Here is a 17843-nt window from a genome sequence, read left to right as displayed (position 1 = left end):
ATTTGGCGCCGGTAGAGTTCGGCCGCTCTTGGTAGCGTCGTCAGAATCTGCGCTGACGCCCCCATAGACCCCTGGCCATCCGCAAGCTCCTGCCGCTTCTGCTCGGCACGCTCAATTGCCGCACGAATCTCGTCTGGCTCCATGTCGGGATCACCGGCTCGCAGACGTTCGCGCAGCCGATCGAGTCGAGCATCAAGCTCCTGGAGTTCTCTTGGGAGCGTGGCAGATCGGGCGTGGCTGGCCTCCATGGTGCGGACGTACTGCCGTTGCATCTCCGCGGCCATTGCTTGAACCCGATCGGGTGACAGCAGATCCTGCCGTACGGGGTCCAGGATCGCCCGTTCCACCACGTCACGCCGGACGCGAATTCGGTTAGCACACGCATGCACGCCACCATTCAAGCGCGATGAGCAGGCGTAACTCCGCTCGTCCGCGAGAACGTAATGGGCGTCACACGCCCCACAAACCAGCAGGCCGCTCAGCAGGTACTTGGCCCTAAACCCAGACTTCAATCGCTTGCTGGGGTTCGATCGGTCCTGAGTGCGCATCTTCGCCCGCTCGAACATCTCGTCCGAAACGATGCGCAGCGTTTCTTCCTGGAATTGGTGCCAATCAGCCTGCGGGCGGCGACGACGCTTATGCTTGCCCGTATCCGGATCACGAACGAACTGGGACACATTCCACCGCACGCGGCCCGTGTACAGCGGATTCCTCACGATGACTCGCACAGCGCTGTTCATCCACCCACCGCAGCGTCGCGTTTTTCTACGCCAAGTGGATCCGGGCGAGGGGACATTACGCCCGCTCAACTCCGCAGCGATCACCGTGTAGCTCGCGCCATCCACGAAGCGCTCGTATATATAACGGACGACTGCGGCCTGATCGGGATCGACCTCCAATACCGTGCCAATTCGCGCAGGTTGGCCGTAAGCGTCACGCTGAGTCGAATCTAGGATTGGCTTCAACTTGAACCCATACGGCTTACCGCCGCACCAGTAGCCCTTCAGCGCCTGCCCCGCCAAACCGCGGTGGGTCTTATCGCGGAGATCATCCAGGAAGATCTCATTCATCAACCCTTTTACGCTTCGATGAACCTTGCGAGCCTTGCTCTGACTATCGTAACCATCGCTGGTCGCGACAATACGCGAGCCGTGGAACTCAAGGCGTCGAATTGTTTGTTCCTGCTCGACGGAGTCACGAGTGAGCCGTGACAGGTCATCGAGGAGCAGCACGTCGAACTCTCCCCTCAATGCCGCGGCGATCATTGCTTGGTATTGCGGGCGTTTTGAATCGCTGCCCGTCATCGCGGCGTCGGCATACTCATGAACAACAGCCCAGCCTCGCTTCCGCACGCCGGCGGCAATTGCGAGTTTGATCCTCAATAGACGCGGCTCGCTGATTCTCTGAGCTGTAACGAGCGTAAATGACGGCGCGCATGAGCTCTCCTTTACAAATGAGATCGAGCGCTCCCAGGCGTGCATTGCCTGGCGAGCAGGTGACTTTGGAAAGAACTGGAGGAGCCGACCTTAGTTTGACCAGCTAGAACAAGCTGCGCCGGACACTACGCAACCGCCATGAATAGCTCCGACGTAATCTTACCGTCGGCGCGGCCGTGCATCAATTTTGCCACCTATGCGTGCCTCCGCGACCAGTTCACACCCCACCATTCCTTCCAATCCGTCGGGTGAGGCACTCGCCTGCTGCTCCCGAAGAAAGTTCTCGAGCGCAGCTTGCGCGAAGACCAACGCGAGCTGATCGAGCAGGAGCTCATCGAGTGCGCTTGCATCAGTCCCGTCGCTCACCCCACACCCCTTCTATGTCCTCGGGTGCGGTCTATGAAATACGTCGCCGGAAGTTAAGGCATCGCCATGGCGGCAACATAAACCGCCATGGCGGACATCGAGTCAGCTTTGCGTACTAAGCTCCGGCCTAGCGCAAGTAGGGTCACCAATGGGCGGCTAAGAACTTATCGACTGACGGAATGGAGCGCACCGCCCTGACCGTTTAAGTCCGAAGCATGCCTGACGTTTGCGCGCGCGACAGGCAACACCGCTTCGTCAAGCACATCTTGAAGGCGAGTGAGCCCTATGTTGCGACCGCACGAAACGGCGAACTGCTCGACGACGGCCTGCTCGACCTCGCCGAGTGGAATGCCTCCAGCTTCTTCGGAGTTCGGAGGCCATAGAGAAGGTACATATCGCTTCACCCCGACCACGCGAACCGGTGGCCAATAAGGCCGCTGGTTGAAAGGCGCAATGCGCCCACAAGCTCCCATCGGCCTTCTTCGACAGCCGAATCCGGTCCGGAATCAGAGTGCGCAGAATCGCCCGCGCCTCCTCACATGCTTGCTGATCCCCTTGCAGGCCCAGCGCGATCCGCTCCTCCAAGAGTTCCGCCGCGCGCGGAACTGTTGAGAGCATCTGGGCCACGTCCTCGCCGTCGTTAAATCCCGCCAGCAGTTGCCGGCGTTTGATCTCGGCGCGATCGATCGCCGCCTGCAATTCATCCGGCGCCATGTCTGGATCGCCGTCCCGAAGACGCGCACGCAGCCGCACCAGACGCGCATCCAACTCCTGCAACTCCCGAGGCGCTTCAGCTGACCGAGCCGCGTTCTCCTTGAACAGTTGCATCAAGTGACGCTGTAACTCGGCAATCATGGCTTGGACGCGCCGAGGTTCTCGCAGTTGCTCCCGAATCGGTGCCAAGACGATCGCTTCTGCGGTATCGCGCCGAAGACGAACATCGTTTGCGCAGGCGCGTCCATGAAGGTAACTGGAGCAAACATATTTGACGCGATCACCGAGCACGTAGTTGGCGCCACACATCTCGCAATACATCAACCCGCTCAGCAGGTACTTGATCTTGCCGCCGGTCTTCAGGCGCTGGTCCTGATTGGTATGTGCACGCATGCGGGCCTGCACCTGCTCGAATGTGGCGTCTGAGACGATTCGTAGGCACTCGTCGTGGTGACTCACCCACTCCGCTTCCGACCGACGACGCCGCTTGTACTTCCCGGAGTCCGGATCTCGGATGAACTGCGAAACATTCCACCTGACGTGTCCGGTGTAGAGTGGATTTCGAAGCATTGTTCGGATCGCCGAGGCGACCCAGCCGCGGCAGCGCCTCACTTCTCGCTTCCACGTCGATCCGGGACTCGGCACGCCGCGTTCATTCAGCCCGCGAGCAATCGTGAAATAGGAGATACCGCGGGCGTAGCCGTCGAAAATCTCCGCCACAATCTTGGCCTGCGCCTCATCGATCTCCAGAACGGTGCCGACGCGCGCGGGATTGCCATACGCATCCTTGTTCGACGGATCGAGGATGGGTTTGAGGCTATAACCATAGGGCCGACCGCCGCACCAGTAGTTCTTCATCGCCTGGCCGGTCAGCCCCCGGTGCACTTGTTCACGTAACTCATCGAGACGCATCTCGTTGATGAGATTCTTCACACCGCGCTGGATCTTGCGAGTCGCCGCCTTGGTCTCGGAGTCATATCCGTCGGTGACGGCGATGAGACGGATACCCGAGAACTCAAGGCGGCGAATGACACGTTCACTCTCGACTTGATCGCGCGACAGCCGACTCAAGTCATCAATCACCAGAACATCGATCTCGCGATTGGAGGCGGCTGCGAGCATCGCCTGATATCTGGGGCGATTGCTGTCCGCGCCGCTCATCGCCTCATCTGCATACGTTTCAGCGATGCGCCATCCCTCGGCATCGACACGGCGCCGACAGTTTCTGAACTGATCGTCGATGCTCGCCGAGCGTTGCTGATCGGAACTATAGCGAGCGTACAGGGCAACTCGCGGTGTCCATCCTGGCTGCAATACCGCGCTCACGATTCTCTCCTCACTAACGCAGCTGCGTACCCGTGACCGAAGTTTGGTGTGCAGACGTCTGCGACTCGGCCGGCGTACGCAGGTCGGTGCGACCAGAGGCCGAATGCCGTGCTTGTCGATACTTTGCGAAGTACGCCCTCGCGGCCGCTCGCGCGTAAACAGCGGCAAGTTCGTCCAGCAAGTCGGGCGCGAGCGGTTGCGTTTGTTGCCTGTCGGGGTTGGTTGGTACACCGTCCATGAGAATCTCCGCCGCCGTTCTTAACGCTTGAAGACGTGTTGTCACGACTTACAGCGTTACTCAGCCAGGCGGGAAGATCACTACCCTGTTTCGCGGAAAATTCGGCGTATAACGGCACGCCTTGCGTCACGCCTATTTCGCCGATAAAGCGGTGAAACTCAATTTCATCGGTCACTGACGGCATCATTTGACCTGACGGGACGCCTCTCGCTTCGCTGCGCGCCCTATCTCTTCCAGAACGTCGATCTGTCGAATAATGAAACGCTGCGCCGTCTTGGATAGTCCCTGGAGCCGCTCGGCATGCCGCATCGCTCGTGGCGAGAGTCGGCGGTTCGGCGGCGGTTTCCGCTCTGGCACACGTCCGATCACTTCATCCATCGAAATCCTGTACAGCGTCGCGATTCGCTCCACAATCATGACCGACGCACGTCGATCGCCGAGTTCATAGGCGAAGACCGCCTGTTGTGACACGCCAAGGGCACGGGCAAACTCGGCTTGGGTGTAGCCGCGTGACTTGCGCAACTGTGTGATTCGGCGCCCCAGTGCGGCAAAGTAGACGCGACTCTCGGCTTTGATCGTCGACTTGCGTGTGGCGGGCACGTCGTTCATGCACCCTCCGCCGGGCGCTGCGCCCCCGCCGACGTCTGAAACTCCCCAGCCTTATATCGCCTGACGAGAACCTCCAGGCGCTCCATGCTCTCGCGAATCAGCATGGAACACGTACGCGCCACATCCGCGTGCATCGTTCCGTCATCGTCATCGGAGTAGAGCAGAACCTCGTAGAGCATCCTGAGGATGCTGTGGACGTACATCAGCTCCGTACGCTCTGCCTCGATCAACGTCGCCAGCACCTGGGACGGGTCGGGCGTTTCGTTCGATGTACTTTCAGTGTTAGCTGACCCACCCTTTTCGACGGCATCTTTTCCGCCGAGGTCTTGACGCTCCGGCCGCTTTGGTCGCTTATCGACCATAGACGCCTCCGTCGACGCACAGCGGTCGGCTGTCAGATCGAAGAACGGAGCACTGGATTTTTGGATGGAGTTGGCGAGGTCTGATGTTGGCTCGGCGCTTCACGATCTTGGCGCCGACACCAGCGGTGACACGATCCACGCCTCGGGGTCACCGCTCGCTAACCTGAAGTTCGCAATCACCGCGCGGCCCTCTGATCAACGAGCTGATGACACCCCTTAATCACCTGCCCCAGCGCACCGACGATCTCATTGACGTCGCGCTCCATATCGCGCAGGGCGGGAAGTACCTCGTCTATGCGATCGGCTTTCTGGTCGAGAAGCACATAGATGACCGAGCGAATTACGTGTATGGCCGGGTGCAACCATCGTTGTTGCGCCTCACACCCCGTCGCAATATCAGCGCATTCGCTCGGGAAGATCTTATGGGGCGTAATGCCGAACTGGATGAGCGCGGCGTCCGTCTGTTTCAGCAGCTGACACACCAGCCGGCAGCACTGCCATAGCTCCGGATCGTCGCCTTCATAGTCGTAGTATTCGAATAGCGTTCGATAGGTGATCTCGGTGGGTTTAATGAGCCTGGCGACCTTGGTGCGGCATGTTTCAACCAGATCCGTGATGCTCTTGGCATCGAACGTAGCCGGCGCGGCGGCGCGCACCCGCTTTCTCTGCGACCGGTCGGTCCGGGTCGCCTTGCGGTCTTTCTTCACTCCTCCTGACCCAGCACGCTTCATGGCTGGTCACCCCGCGAGCGACACAACCGTTCGATGATCTCCGCGCCGCCGATCAATCGTTCATGCAGCGCCGCCTGCCCTTCGTGACATTGTCGGGCGGCATCGCGTAGACCCTCCGCCGTGAACAGTGCCTGGCCAACGTCATCATCGGTTGAGTAGGCTTGCGAGAAGAACTTGCGGTGGGTTTCGCGGACCGCATGGCCGAGCACACGGGCGTGTCGAAGCGCCTCATCGTTGCCCTGAATGCGCCACCACGTCTCCGTCTGCCGCACGGCTTCGAGCAGCGTAATGAGCCCCATGCCGATGACGACCATGTCGTCGCGTTTGGCGCGGGTCATGGCTCGCCTCCCAGCTGGGGCCAGGCCAGGATGTATCGGCGGCGGAACTTCCGAGAATCGATGGCGGGTGGAGCGGTCGGCGACGCCGAGTGTGCCGCTGCTGCCGCGGGAGGCCTCTCAGGCTGCCAGACCGCGGGCGGATGTGGCTGGGGTCGACAGGCGGAATCGGCTCGATGCGCCGTTTGATCGCGTGAGATACACGCACGCTCCCGCGCAAGCGCCGGGTGCGCCATACTATAGGAAGCCATAACTGCCTCTCTGAAGGCGTTGTGGTTAGGCCCTCGTCGGTGTTAGCGCACCGGCGGGGGCCGCCCTACGCGGATTGCGGTCCGCAGGACGACACTATCCCTATGGCTCGGGATAAGTCCAGCGTCTCCGATGACGCGTCTGCATGACGCGGCCTCTCGGCGGGCGGGCAGGTGCGTTGGTCAGGAGTACTGTCACAACGGACTCTAACCGGGAATTTTCCGCGGATCCTTATGGTACGTGTATTCGGTCTGAATCTTGCGATCAGTGCCATGTATCTTGACCTGACCGAGATCAGCCGATTTTGCCAATTCCTTGGCACGCGCAATGGCATCGCTTTTATTCTCGTGAATGCTATCCGCACGTTGCGCGCCGGCGCGCTTGACTTTCCAGTCTTCGCCACTCGGCGTAACATGATAGGTTTTACGTGACATGGATCAACGCCCCTCTTTGTTACATTCGGATTGAAGATTCGTCCACTGTCTGGATGCCGACCGGCACTTCGGAATGCTCACACTCGCCACTTCCACTGCGAGCTGTGGATGCGCATATTCCCTCGCTGAGTCCAGCGTCGTTCTGACCACATCAATTCGTTACGTTCGCCACCACACTTCGATGCGCGATCAAGGCGATCAAAAACGTCGCCAGTGATATATACGGTGTTCGGCTCATTTAGAGCGCATAGCTTCGCCGCATAGTTGGCAGATCGGCCAACCCAAACAATATCATTGTCGTTTCGCACGCCTATGCGCGATGCAAATAGTGGACTGCAATCGATGCCCACCACATGGGAGAGTCGATACTCGGCATTGTATTGGGCCAGAAGCGCAGGATTGATGATATCGAGCACGGCTGAGTTCAATTTCAATCCGGCGCGCGCCGCCGCGCTCGCCTGACTGTCGCCGACAAAGACTGCCATGATGCGATCGCCATCGTAAGCCGTGATAGTCGCGCCCTCACTTTTGAGAATTCGCGCAGCGCATGTCAGGTATGACTTGTAGACCTCCGCCGCAAACTGCGGCTCGTAATCGTCCACAAGATCGGTCGAATCCGACATGTCGGCGTATAACACGCAGGCGTCCAGCTTAACGGCGTCATTTCCTAAGCTTAGATCCTCCGGGCTCGGCACAATGCGACCGTCGCGCTCAGCCCACCTTGATCGGAAGATGTCTCGGACCTCGCGCTGCAAATCCTCATTCAGCGTCATGCCGCAGCTCAAACGATGCATCCCAACCGCATAATATGATCGCGCAGCGCGTTACAAGCCGGTGCCATTAGCGCTGCCGCATTCTGTCCTCGCTCGTAGCGGTACGCGATCGTGTGAACACCGGCGAGATCACTCGGCAACTTAAGCTTCTCCTCGCGCGGTTCCATCAGGATGGCCCGGTTGCGCCCCAATCGGCCCATGAATAGCCCCAACTCGAAGATGACGTTGTCGCGTGGTGCGGGCCAGGTCTGCTCGCGACTGTGAGTCAGATCGTCCGAATGGGCGATCGCCACCGCAAAATCCGACTGGTCCACCTGGTCTTCTAGATCCTGGAGCGTGTAGTTCGTGACACGAAAGACGCCGTCAGTCCAAAGGATCGTCAGGAACGGATCATGTGCGAAGGCATTTTCGATTGCGCGCGCGACCTCCAGGCATTCGACCGACGAGATGACAAAGAGCCGCACGCGCTCGCGTGGACGCGCGATCAGGGCATTGCGCTCAGCCAATCGCCGCGCCAGCAGTCGAGCGAGTTGCCGCCACAGATCGGGATGGCGCTGGCCAAGCGCTGTAAGTTGCGACTCGGTTACTTTCCCAACCACGCTGTCTTCGTGAGCGATGACGGAGGCCGAGCGGCGCTGAATAGGTTCCACGGCCGCCATCTCACCGACGCACTCCCCTGCGTGACGTCGGTTGTAAGGCCGACCGTTGATGAGGATGTCGGCCGCACCAGCCAGGATGAAGTAAACATCGTTATCGCTTTCGTTCTGCCGGATGAGCACCTCACCCGCAGCCAGCGCGCGCAACTCGCAGGCATCTGCGAGTTCTTCGGCCAATGCACGATCGCCGGCCACGATGCGCTGCATTGTCAGCGCCTCTATACGCAGCCGCCGACCCTGTTCACCCGCGAAGCGTTCCAGCACAGCTAATTTCTCCTTTAGCCTTGCAGCTCGAAGCTGGCCAAGGCGGCACCCCAGGGGATCAACGAGAGCGCCATCAGACGGTAGGCCAGACACAGATAACGGAACTTATCCGCCGCGATAGCGGCATTGTTGCGCAGCTGCTCAAGCACATCCCCGAGGAGAAATTCGGGAGTTTGCGCTCGGAACTCCGCGATGAACCCGGCAGGCGAGCGCTTCGCGATCTGCGCGAAATAGATCAGCGATCCCTCACCGCCGTCCAACTGCGGAAAGGAGCCGCGATACAAGAAGAAGAAGCTGAACGCGGTCAGAACCGAATACATGCCAGTTGCAACCCAACCCAGGGCGGAAATCTCTTTGAGCGCTTCCATCTGCGTCGTCAGTACGCCGAGCAGTGCTACGTTGACGCCGAGCACGACAGACAATTTCGTGTCCACACGATCGAAGAACGACAGCACGTGTGTCAATCGGGCCCAGGCCAACTCGTATTGCTCCTGTGCGTTCACGGGCTTCCCCAAGCAACGCCCGACTGCAACGGACAACCGCGCATCGTCCCGCAGCAGCGTACGCGCGCCGCGCGCAAACGTTCGTAGAACCGCCGCTCACCCTCGTTCCAATTTCGTACGGCCAGGATGAGCTCCTTTAGATCATTGCGATGTGAGCTGCAGCTGCCGATGGGGCTCGCGCCCGCGTCGCACGGACAGGCGAGATCGTGCGCGATCTGTGCAGTCGGCATGGTTGAGATGCGGGCGATGAGCACGTCACCCCGCGACAACTCGAGGAGCGCCCGGCTGTGGCGTTCGCGTCGCTGGACCCGCAGCTTTCCTCCGCGCAGGTCTTCTGCAAACTTTCCGCCGAACCGCGCGGCGATTCGTTCCGCGGCACGTTGATGTTGAGCGGCATCCCCGTGCGCGCGGGCCTCTCCGACCCAGTGACCAAGCTGGGCAGCGGTTTCTTGTCGGTTGAGATACCGATTCAGCAGAACCCACCAATCCGTGGCTGAATCCGCATCCGTCACCGGCCGCGCCTCGTCCTCGCCTTCCTGCCAGTAGAGGCAAAACGAACCGTCGCCATTGATGTGCCGCTCCGGGCAGTGCGCCGGCAATCGGCGTGACTGCGGCTGCTCACGCACTAGCACGTGCCCATGGTGACGCTCGTGCAGCTCAAGCTCATAGGTCCCGCTCTTGCCTGATGGTCGCGCCAGGGGCAGCGTCACGTGTGCCACGCCACCTGCCGATAGCGTGACCTCTATTCCAAATGCCGGTGCTGCCGCGAGCAGCAGGTCGACTGCGCCCATGGGTTAACGTGACTTGCAGTGCGGTCGCAGTATCTGCTCCGGCCGCGTCAAGATGATGGGCGCGCTGACCGCCAGCTGCTGATCGAAAGCCGCCTTAGCGACTTTGTCCCCCTCGGCGCTGAGCGCATCTACCGCCACGTCGTAGGTCAGATTGGCGACCTTGCGTGTCGCACCGAAGAGCTTGCGCACGGCGGCGCTGCCGTTGCCGTAGGCAGTAGGGCCCAGCGCAGTTTCCTTGCCCTGGCAGCGCATCTGCTCATCTTCGGAGGCGAGCACCGCCCGGGCAACGCAACAGCGCACGCGATCACCCTGCATACCGAGCCGGCTAATAGCGAGCGGACCATACTCGAAGCCGATCTGCAGGCCGAGGTTCGCGACGTCAATTCCGCGCTTCTGCAACCGTTCGAGCGACAGATCGAAGCTGCTGCGCAGTCCACCAGCGCACAAGGTCATCGTGCTGATCGTGTCCTCGGCATCGGTCTCGTACGCCGTGCCTTCGAGCAGCGCGCCATGCAGAGAATCGCCGATGAAGCGCACACGACGTCCGTCGAAGTCGCTGCTCAGCGCGGCATCGAGTTCGGCGCGAATCACATGAAAGCAGCGCACGACGTTCTCCGGTGCACCTTCCAGGTGCTTGCTAACGTATGCCGTGAAGCCATCCACGTCGGCATACACCGAGGTCGCCTCAAAGCGCCGCGAGTTCTTCGGCGTCAACGCTTCGATGTCCAGCGTGCGTAAGGGAGGAGTGTGTCGGCAAAACTCAAACGTGCCGATCGGGTTGTCCTTCAGGTCCTGGCGCCAGTCCTCGACGATCTTGTCCTTCGACACGCCTAGCTTGGCGCGCTCGACGCAGCCGTCGATCTCGACGGACGTCAGTGCGGCCGTGTACTCCTTGCCGTCGTTGAGCTCGGCGAGCCCGATGGCCTTGCGACCCGCGTTGCTTAGGAAGATGCCCGTTTCGTCCGCGTGGCCCGCGAGGTGCGCGGCATGGTTGGCCGGTCGGCCGAGGAACAGCGGCTCACGATTACCGCTGCGGCCGTTGTTTACGACCAGGGCGCGCCCGGTATCAATGCCGACCCGCACGCGCGCGGCCGGGATCTTGTCGTCGCTGTCGCCGGTCTCTTTCAGCACGTCCATGATCAGACTGGCAATGGCCACCGCCCGATCAACGCGCTCCTTCTCACTGTCCGCGCCATACGGCTTGTAGACGATCGCGTGCAAGCGCTGATTATGAAAATCGACACGCCGGGCGTCGCATTCATTAAGAATTCTGTGCACGGCGCGGTAATGAAGATTGAGGAAGCGAAGTGTGCGGCGGTGGCAGTCGGTGCCTTCTGTCTGCGTTGCGTCCAGCATTTCGTCCAGATTCAGAATGTCCGCGTATAGGTGCGCTGCGGCTATACGGTAAGCGCGGTTCACCGGAATGTTCTCGAGCGACATGTCGCGTGTGAAGTCGAGAACGGTGACGTTACGAACCTCTTCGAGCCTATGGGTAATGCGCTCATCGGCGCGTGCCCGATTCCAACTGTGTGCCATTCAGCCATCCTCCGCGGTCGGCGCAGTGCGCGCCCATCTGGTCAAGACCCTGATAACGCAACCAATTTCTAAGCCCCTACATCAGTATCAACAACGCTTCATACCCTAACATAAATTTAGTCATGTAGGTAAATTTAGTTTGCGAGAATCAATAAATTGGTCTAAATTCAGCACCTTGGCGAAATTTATAGAGTGAGATGAAAGTGTCCGAGCCAGCATCGAAACGGCAGAAGTTCGCCAACCCGTTCAAGCCCGGGGCGGGCCACATGCCGCCTTACCTTGCCGGGCGGGAAAGTGAAGAGAAGGAGTTTCGACGCCTGCTCGCGCAAACAACCATTCTTGAGAACCTCGTGCTAACGGGCCTCCGCGGCCTCGGAAAGACAGTTCTGCTGGAGAGGTTCAAACCTACGGCGATCCAAGAAGGTTGGCTCTGGGCAGGGACCGATCTGTCGGAATCGATGAGCATCAGCGAAGAGAGTCTGGCGACGCGTCTGCTAACTGACCTCTCAGTTGTCACCTCATCGATCACACACTCGATCCGCAACGAGCCCAAATTCGGACTAACGGACGAAACCCAGCAGATTACTGCAACCTTAGACTTCGCCACTCTCGTTGGTAGATACAACGGAACGCCGGGATTGGTTGCCGACAAATTGAAGAGCGCTCTCGAGTTCGTTTGGTCCATCTTGCAGATGCACGGGAAGCGCGGTGTGATCTTCGCCTATGATGAAGCGCAAAATCTGTCCGATCATGCTGCTAAAGACCAATTCCCTCTTTCACTACTGCTGGACATCTTCCAGTCGATTCAGAGGAAGAACATTCCGTTCATGCTTGTTCTCACGGGCTTGCCAACTTTATTCCCGAAACTTGTTGAGGCAAGGACCTTCGCTGAGCGGATGTTTCGCGTAATTTTCCTCGACCCACTCAATGAACAAGAGACCAGCGAAGCTGTGCTAAGGCCCATTAAGAACAATAACTGCCCCGTGCACTTCTCGCCCGAATCCGTACAGACCATCTGGGGCGTCACCAGGGGATATCCGTACTTCGTGCAATACGTTTGTCGCGAGGCATACGATGTTTGGGTCCAGAATGCCGAAGCCGGCCAGAGCATGAGCCCTATACCGGTCCGCGAGATAGTTGCAAAGTTGGATTCTGACTTTTTTGCCGGCAGATGGGCACGTGCGACTGATCGACAACGTGAACTCATGTCTGCGGTTGCATCGCTTCCAAACTGTGAGTCTGAATTTACGGTGCAAGAACTGATTGAGAGTGATGCAAACCGGGCCTTAGCAAAGCCGTTTAGCAGCAGTCACGCAAATCAGATGTTGGCTACACTTACAGAAGCCGGACTTATCTACAAAAATCGACACGGAAAATACTCTTTTGCCGTACCTCTACTTGGAGGCTTCATTCGGCGCCAGAGGGCATATCTCGAAGGAGGCTTCGCGCAACTCGAGTAATTCACGGTGACTAAGCAGCTTGATGGGCGAGCGGTAGTGCGGCTAGGACAGCGACCCGAAGATAACTTGTGCAAGCGGCTCCAATACCCAATGGCCGGCACAAGACATCCACTCAGCCTGTCGTGTGTATATTCGCGGAACGTCCATACTAAGGGACCAGCGGCTTGTCTCTCGACCGAACCTGGCGCAGATGCTCGATCAGCTCTTGCGCCAACCACGCTTTTTCTGTGAGCGGCGGCGGTATCTGGTTAACGAATATTCCTACAGCATCCGCGAGTTGAGGTTGCCCCTCAGCGAGCAGCTGACCCCGGAGGGCATTCCATCCGCTCACTACCTCCCGCCTCGTCTGCTGCAGCTTAGCAGCTCCCGATCCATCCAACGAGCCGGCTTTCAGCTCACGAGCGACTTCGCGCACTCGCGCAGTCATGTGTGCCGACGCACCCCGCTGAGCCGCTCTGAAAATAGAATCCAGCTTCGGCGCCCGGCTCTGCCCGCGGACGCTTCGCTCGGTCGCATTCGCCTCCACCCCATGCGCTCGAAGGTGGCGCGCAAACTCCTGGCGCCAGTGTCGCAGCGTGCCCTTATGAATATTGAGTCGCACGCCGGCCTCACTGACCGCCTTCACGACCATATGCACATGCGGGTGGGGCTCATCCGTATGCAGCACCATTGCGTATCGGTGCTGGAGTCCGAACTCCTCTCGGGCGAAGTCGCGGACGGCCGCGAGCACCTTCTTCGGTGGTGTGCCGGCCGGCATGGAGAAGATCATCTTGTGGACCAGCTTCGGGGCGGCCCGCCGATTCGTAGCGAACAGATCCGGCCGCTCGCGATCTTCGTCCAGGTCCAGGTCCCAATCGTTGATCAGGTGCCGACCAACGCCCCGGCCACTCAAACGCTCGCCGTCGTCCGTCTCGATCTCGAGGTCACCCCGTCGGCCGATGTAATTGAAATGGGCGTTGACGCCATGGCTGCTGTTGCCCCCGCCGCCGGTCACCTTCACTATCACCTCGGGAGTGTGGCGTACGGTGCGCGCGATGAGCGCGACCTCCGTTGCAGACAACCGGTCTCGCTGTCCCGGCCCTCGCCGAGCGTAGCTCGTCAAATCCCATATGGCCCCGCCGCGATTAAGATGAAACGGTGTCATGGCCGACCTTCCATGCGTGTGCATTGGCCCTGATCAGACCCTTGGTGTGGTCGCGCATCGCCTCACATACCTTGAGCATCATCCGGAGATCCTCTCGGCCAGGTCCGGCCGAGCCCGTTTGATGATGAGCCAGGCGGGTCAGCTGGTTGAGATTGCGGCCGATCGCACCCAGCTCGGAAACTGACCGCTTAAGCGCCACCAGTTCCGCTTTGGGCAGCGGAGCCAAGTCCCGCAGATGGGCGCGGACCAGAACGGAAACATACGTGGCGGCCGGCATCTGTCGAGCTGCTGCTCGTTCCCTGAGTAACCACTGGTCCTCTGGATGCAGCCGGACATACAGCCGCGCCGCTCGCAATCGCCGGCCTGGCGATCTCAGAACATCGTCGTCGGCGTGTCTCACTCGCTGCACCGTCAGGTCGATCAGCTGCTTCAGCAGCGCCGACTCAGTCATCTGCTGTTGTTCCGCGAGGGCGCGGAACTTCGCTTTCGTCTCAGGCGAGACGCGAGCAGCGATGAGTTGCGAGGTGCCCATGGACCACAGTGTTAAACAAAAGCGGCCGCAGGCATATCCTGCGTTTCGCGCTTTCTTCGGCGAAATAGCATCTTGACTTTGTTTGTTTCGACGTGATTTTTTCTTGGCCCGAAGAAAGAGCGATGCATCCTGAACGGCGGCGGCAGATGCGGGGAGTACTGTGATCGCCTCGCTCCGCCGGCGAAGACGTTCGGAATTAATTGCAAATGCCGCTCGGTTCTCCATCAGGTGTGGCTGCCTGATTTGTCGTCTATGATCGAACTAGCTCCCATAAGCAATGTGAGGAGCGCACCGACACCTCCCCCATTCGTGAAGCCGGTCCCCATGAACTCGCTGCTGGGTCATAACACGTCAGCACTGGGTCTGACGATGTGGAGCCCGCCGGGAATCGCCAGACCCGTCATTCCGGACCAACCACATTGTTGTCTGCACGACCTCCTGGGTAGGCGGTACGGCGACTTTTCGATATCGATGCCCTAATCCAGCTGAGTGTCCCGCGGCCGCGAGCACCGCGGGAGCATTCCCTGCACGATCAGGGCTGACGACGATGCATCGCCGATTGCACCGTGCGGGCGAGATCGTGATAGTCCCGGTCCTGAAGCCAACGGAACAGATGACCGAGATCGGCCGATCCAGCAATCCCAGGATAAGCGTTGGCAACACTTGCGACCGTACTCCTCGGCTGGGCGGGATTCCGCTCAACAAACGCGAGCCGTTCCCGCATCAAGGCGCAGTATTTCTGGTCGAGCTCGATGCCGAGATATCTCCGACCAGTGATCTGTGCCGCGACCAGCGTACTGCCGGAGCCGGCAAAGGGATCCAGCACCAACTGTCCGGACTGCGAGAAGGTCTCGATGAGCGGCGTGAGGATGCGCACCGCCTTCTGTGTCGGATGATCCGTGTTACCGGAATACAGCCAGGTCTGGATGTCATCGAGCGGCCTGCTTGGCAGTGACGGCTGCCCCTTCGCGAGCAGGTACGCTGACTCGTGTCTGTAGCGCAGGAAACGTTCGCGCGAGGCGTAGTCCTTGACCCAGACGATATGGCCCACGGGTTTGAAACCTGCACGGCGCCAGGCGCGAAAGAAATCATCGACCAAGCCCCACCCGTAGAACGAAATGCACACGCTGTTGGGCTTCAGAACTCGGTACAGATCGGTGAAGGCGCCGAGGATGCGGTTGGGATCATCGTCATTGGCGACGGTGCGGCCGAGGCGGTCTTGATAGCGAACACCGTACGGCGGATCGGTCACGATCAAGTCGACGAAGGCATCCGGCAGTTGTTTTAGCACGCGGGTGCAATCACCGTGCAGGATCTCGTTGCTCGGGAACATGGCAGTGACTCCAGTGAGCTCGGCGGCTTGCCGATGCGTGTCCCCCATCACGTCGCGCGCAGCCGTCAACTGAGAGATGGCGAGTCCGTGGAATAAATGGCGGGGACCCGCGTCTTCGCGGGGTGGCGGCCGTTTATGCCGCGAAAGCTCGCCGTGTCTCGGTTGACGGGGAGCACGACGTGATACGCTGGACCAGCATAGGCAAGCCCCACACTCTTCTCCTCCTCTTGATGTTTTCGCTCCCGCATTCTCGGCGTCCTGCTGCTCAGGAGCGCAAGGTGTGGCCGACGTGGCAATGAGCGGTTGTATCCTCAGTCGAGAAAATCGAGGCTGCAGCACCAAATGCGTGCCGCAGCCCCGATGTCTACGTCACCGAGCTTTCAAGCGATGAAGCACGACCACTGCGCCATATAGCGCCGTGACGTCTTCCAGGATTGCATCCAACCCAAACACCGTACCAATCGCCTCGTTGTGTTGACCGCATTGACTGAGCAGGCAGGCCTCAGCACTCTGCTTCGTTGCAACTGCAAGCAACGCTTGCATCGCTTTGAGGTTGGCGGTCACTGCTTGAACCTTGACCTCGGCCGGCATGGCGCTCATGAGAGTCTCCTTGGGAATGTTCGTCGGCGGGAGTGCCGACGCGTCCCCGCACCACGGCGCGCACAGCGGTCAAGGTGACGGTCGCGGAACCGTGGAATAAATGGCTCGACGACCCGCGTCCTCGCGGGGTGGCGCCGTTTATGCCGCGAAAGTCCGCGGCCGTTGCCTTGACCGAGAGCACGGCGTGGTACGCTCATCGCACAGGCAGTCCCGTCTTGTTCTCCACCGTGCCACGGCGAGCCGGCTACGCTGAGCCGGGAAGGATCGCCTCGCCTCCCCGACTCTTAATCTCAATGTTTCCTATTCTCCTATGAAACATTCACCCATTGCATGACGATGCACAGCGCCTCGTCATATGAGCCAGCATGGGTCACCTCCGCCACAAACTCATCGATATCAGATTGTGTTGCGCCATCCTTCCGAAGCGCACGAATGACGCGCCCCATGATGGCGAACACATTGCCGTCTTCGCCGGACAATTGAACCTTCACCTGTGCAAAGCGTGGAACGTTGGAAGTCGTCATGGTGGATCTCCCTCGGGCGGGATTGCCCGCGGGCGTGCCACCACGACGCGCGCAGCGGTCAAGGTGACGGTCGCGGAACCGTGGAATTAATGGCGGGGACCCGCGTCTTCGCGGGGTGGCGGCCGTTTATGCCGCGAAAGTCCGCGGCCGTCGCCTTGACCGTGAGCACGGCGTGGTACGCTGGTCGCGTAGGCAATCCCACCTTCTCGATCTTTGTTCTTAGCTCTGCTTCTTATCGCAATTTTGGTTTCTGATCCGACTGCATCGATCTGCCATCATCGCGTGGGATCATCCCGTGTCTTCTTCTTCGGCGGAATCGGGTTCCGCACTTTCGGACGCAGCGGGATATCAGGAATCGGCGTCCCTCGTTCGGTCGATGCCCTCATCGCTTCACGCACCATCGATAGGAACTTCTCCCGATCTTGCGGGTCCGCGATGCGTTGTGCGGCCAGTTGCTCGGCTGCGCGCAGGCTCAAGAATGTCGATCGCAGTTCCGGGCGCTGTCTGACAGCCTCGCGAGTCTCGGCATGCGCGTCACGCGCCAGGCGAGCGCGCCGTGCCCGCTCGGCAAAGAACGGTAGCTTTTCCACTTCCCATTGCATGCGATGGGCGTGATGTTCGCGCTGGATCTGAACGTTGCCGCGAGCATCTCGTTGTCGATCGATCAATGTGACCGCCTGGCGGCCAGTGCGTCGGGCACCGACGAGGTCGCCGAGCTGCGGCTGCGTGGCGCCGGCTTGAATGGCGCGCGCGAGATCCTTGCCCCAGAGCGTTTTTACGCCACCCGTCGTGACGAGGGTAACGAAGTAGGAAACATCCTCTCCCGCGCGAAATTGATAGGGCGCGCGCCCGTGGGCCTGCAATCGACCCACCACGAGTTGCCCCATGCGTCGCCCTAAGGAGCTTCGATCGTTCATGGTGCTGGTC

General features: G+C 59.9%; 18 protein-coding genes and 1 pseudogene. 1 reads left to right on the top strand and 18 read right to left on the bottom strand.

Annotated features, from left to right (window positions below):
* Nucleotides 1-335: 335 nt before the first annotated feature.
* The 12 genes and pseudogenes from GYH35_RS35415 to GYH35_RS11340 all read right to left on the bottom strand — a co-directional run.
* A pseudogene (locus GYH35_RS35415) lies at nucleotides 336-1481 on the bottom strand (recombinase family protein); the annotation flags it as partial.
* 576 nt (nucleotides 1482-2057) lie between these two features.
* Nucleotides 2058-3842, bottom strand: coding sequence for a recombinase family protein (locus GYH35_RS11390; protein ID WP_161828473.1), 1785 nt, complete (start codon nucleotides 3840-3842; stop codon nucleotides 2058-2060).
* Between the two features lie 421 nt (nucleotides 3843-4263).
* A complete protein-coding gene (locus GYH35_RS11385; protein WP_161828472.1) occupies nucleotides 4264-4689 on the bottom strand; it encodes a helix-turn-helix domain-containing protein in 426 nt (141 codons plus the stop codon).
* Entirely contained in the window at nucleotides 4686-5051 is a 366-nt protein-coding gene (locus tag GYH35_RS11380; protein WP_161828471.1) for a hypothetical protein, read from the bottom strand. The genes GYH35_RS11385 and GYH35_RS11380 overlap by 4 nt, the downstream gene beginning before the upstream one ends.
* A gap of 176 nt (nucleotides 5052-5227) precedes the next feature.
* On the bottom strand, nucleotides 5228-5758 hold the full coding sequence (locus GYH35_RS11375) for a hypothetical protein (RefSeq protein WP_161828470.1): 531 nt from the start codon (nucleotides 5756-5758) through the stop codon (nucleotides 5228-5230).
* A gap of 20 nt (nucleotides 5759-5778) precedes the next feature.
* Nucleotides 5779-6120 (bottom strand): hypothetical protein, encoded by a 342-nt coding sequence (locus tag GYH35_RS11370; protein WP_161828469.1) that lies wholly within the window; start codon nucleotides 6118-6120, stop codon nucleotides 5779-5781.
* A gap of 452 nt (nucleotides 6121-6572) precedes the next feature.
* The gene (locus tag GYH35_RS11365; protein WP_161828468.1) at nucleotides 6573-6800 is read right to left on the bottom strand and encodes a DUF2188 domain-containing protein; all 228 of its coding nucleotides are present in this window, start codon (nucleotides 6798-6800) and stop codon (nucleotides 6573-6575) included.
* A gap of 77 nt (nucleotides 6801-6877) precedes the next feature.
* Nucleotides 6878-7573: an adenylate/guanylate cyclase domain-containing protein gene (locus GYH35_RS11360; RefSeq protein WP_161828467.1), complete on the bottom strand. Its 696-nt coding sequence runs from the start codon at nucleotides 7571-7573 to the stop codon at nucleotides 6878-6880.
* Nucleotides 7574-7581: 8 nt separating this feature from the next.
* Nucleotides 7582-8493 carry a TIR domain-containing protein gene (locus tag GYH35_RS11355; RefSeq protein ID WP_161828466.1) on the bottom strand — a complete coding sequence of 304 codons (912 nt, stop codon included), beginning with the start codon at nucleotides 8491-8493 and terminating at the stop codon, nucleotides 7582-7584.
* Nucleotides 8494-8507: 14 nt separating this feature from the next.
* Nucleotides 8508-8996, bottom strand: a complete 489-nt coding sequence (locus tag GYH35_RS11350; protein WP_161828465.1) for a Pycsar system effector family protein — start codon at nucleotides 8994-8996, stop codon at nucleotides 8508-8510.
* Nucleotides 8993-9787: an E2 domain-containing protein gene (locus GYH35_RS11345; protein ID WP_161828464.1), complete on the bottom strand. Its 795-nt coding sequence runs from the start codon at nucleotides 9785-9787 to the stop codon at nucleotides 8993-8995. Before GYH35_RS11345 ends, GYH35_RS11350 begins: the two co-directional genes overlap by 4 nt.
* A gap of 3 nt (nucleotides 9788-9790) precedes the next feature.
* Nucleotides 9791-11323, bottom strand: a complete 1533-nt coding sequence (locus GYH35_RS11340; RefSeq protein WP_161828463.1) for a nucleotidyl cyclase domain-containing protein — start codon at nucleotides 11321-11323, stop codon at nucleotides 9791-9793.
* A gap of 197 nt (nucleotides 11324-11520) precedes the next feature.
* Here GYH35_RS11340 and GYH35_RS11335 point away from each other — a divergent pair, with 197 nt between their 5' ends.
* Entirely contained in the window at nucleotides 11521-12783 is a 1263-nt protein-coding gene (locus GYH35_RS11335) for an ATP-binding protein (RefSeq protein WP_202624247.1), read from the top strand.
* Nucleotides 12784-12931: 148 nt separating this feature from the next.
* On the opposite strand, the gene GYH35_RS11330 is transcribed toward GYH35_RS11335, so the two are convergent.
* From GYH35_RS11330 to GYH35_RS11305, 6 genes are all read right to left on the bottom strand, one after another.
* On the bottom strand, nucleotides 12932-13843 hold the full coding sequence (locus tag GYH35_RS11330) for a relaxase/mobilization nuclease domain-containing protein (RefSeq protein ID WP_161828462.1): 912 nt from the start codon (nucleotides 13841-13843) through the stop codon (nucleotides 12932-12934).
* Nucleotides 13844-13907: 64 nt separating this feature from the next.
* Nucleotides 13908-14684: a plasmid mobilization relaxosome protein MobC gene (locus tag GYH35_RS11325; protein WP_161828461.1), complete on the bottom strand. Its 777-nt coding sequence runs from the start codon at nucleotides 14682-14684 to the stop codon at nucleotides 13908-13910.
* Between the two features lie 307 nt (nucleotides 14685-14991).
* Nucleotides 14992-15792 (bottom strand): DNA methyltransferase, encoded by an 801-nt coding sequence (locus tag GYH35_RS11320; protein ID WP_161828460.1) that lies wholly within the window; start codon nucleotides 15790-15792, stop codon nucleotides 14992-14994.
* Between the two features lie 369 nt (nucleotides 15793-16161).
* Nucleotides 16162-16392: a hypothetical protein gene (locus GYH35_RS11315; protein ID WP_129640714.1), complete on the bottom strand. Its 231-nt coding sequence runs from the start codon at nucleotides 16390-16392 to the stop codon at nucleotides 16162-16164.
* A 308-nt stretch (nucleotides 16393-16700) separates the two neighbouring features.
* A complete protein-coding gene (locus tag GYH35_RS11310; protein WP_161828459.1) occupies nucleotides 16701-16916 on the bottom strand; it encodes a hypothetical protein in 216 nt (71 codons plus the stop codon).
* A 275-nt stretch (nucleotides 16917-17191) separates the two neighbouring features.
* On the bottom strand, nucleotides 17192-17833 hold the full coding sequence (locus tag GYH35_RS11305) for a hypothetical protein (protein ID WP_161828458.1): 642 nt from the start codon (nucleotides 17831-17833) through the stop codon (nucleotides 17192-17194).
* Nucleotides 17834-17843 lie beyond the last annotated feature (10 nt).

Origin of the sequence: Steroidobacter agaridevorans, assembly GCF_009932555.1 — a bacterium.
Lineage (GTDB): Bacteria > Pseudomonadota > Gammaproteobacteria > Steroidobacterales > Steroidobacteraceae > Steroidobacter > Steroidobacter agaridevorans.
The sequence above is the reverse complement of the archived record's forward strand: the minus strand, read 5'-3'. Positions and strand labels throughout refer to the sequence as shown.

Excerpts from the sequence above, each read along its gene's own strand:
- GYH35_RS11385 (WP_161828472.1), bottom strand. The coding sequence starts at position 4,689 with ATGAACGACGTGCCCGCCACACGCAAGTCGACGATCAAAGCCGAGAGT.
- GYH35_RS11380 (WP_161828471.1), bottom strand. The coding sequence starts at position 5,051 with ATGGTCGATAAGCGACCAAAGCGGCCGGAGCGTCAAGACCTCGGCGGA.
- GYH35_RS11370 (WP_161828469.1), bottom strand. The coding sequence starts at position 6,120 with ATGACCCGCGCCAAACGCGACGACATGGTCGTCATCGGCATGGGGCTC.
- GYH35_RS11365 (WP_161828468.1), bottom strand. The coding sequence starts at position 6,800 with ATGTCACGTAAAACCTATCATGTTACGCCGAGTGGCGAAGACTGGAAA.
- GYH35_RS11360 (WP_161828467.1), bottom strand. The coding sequence starts at position 7,573 with ATGACGCTGAATGAGGATTTGCAGCGCGAGGTCCGAGACATCTTCCGA.
- GYH35_RS11345 (WP_161828464.1), bottom strand. The coding sequence starts at position 9,787 with ATGGGCGCAGTCGACCTGCTGCTCGCGGCAGCACCGGCATTTGGAATA.
- GYH35_RS11340 (WP_161828463.1), bottom strand. The coding sequence starts at position 11,323 with ATGGCACACAGTTGGAATCGGGCACGCGCCGATGAGCGCATTACCCAT.
- GYH35_RS11335 (WP_202624247.1), top strand. The coding sequence starts at position 11,521 with ATGAAAGTGTCCGAGCCAGCATCGAAACGGCAGAAGTTCGCCAACCCG.
- GYH35_RS11325 (WP_161828461.1), bottom strand. The coding sequence starts at position 14,684 with ATGGAGAACCGAGCGGCATTTGCAATTAATTCCGAACGTCTTCGCCGG.
- GYH35_RS11320 (WP_161828460.1), bottom strand. The coding sequence starts at position 15,792 with ATGTTCCCGAGCAACGAGATCCTGCACGGTGATTGCACCCGCGTGCTA.
- GYH35_RS11315 (WP_129640714.1), bottom strand. The coding sequence starts at position 16,392 with ATGAGCGCCATGCCGGCCGAGGTCAAGGTTCAAGCAGTGACCGCCAAC.
- GYH35_RS11310 (WP_161828459.1), bottom strand. The coding sequence starts at position 16,916 with ATGACGACTTCCAACGTTCCACGCTTTGCACAGGTGAAGGTTCAATTG.
- GYH35_RS11305 (WP_161828458.1), bottom strand. The coding sequence starts at position 17,833 with ATGAACGATCGAAGCTCCTTAGGGCGACGCATGGGGCAACTCGTGGTG.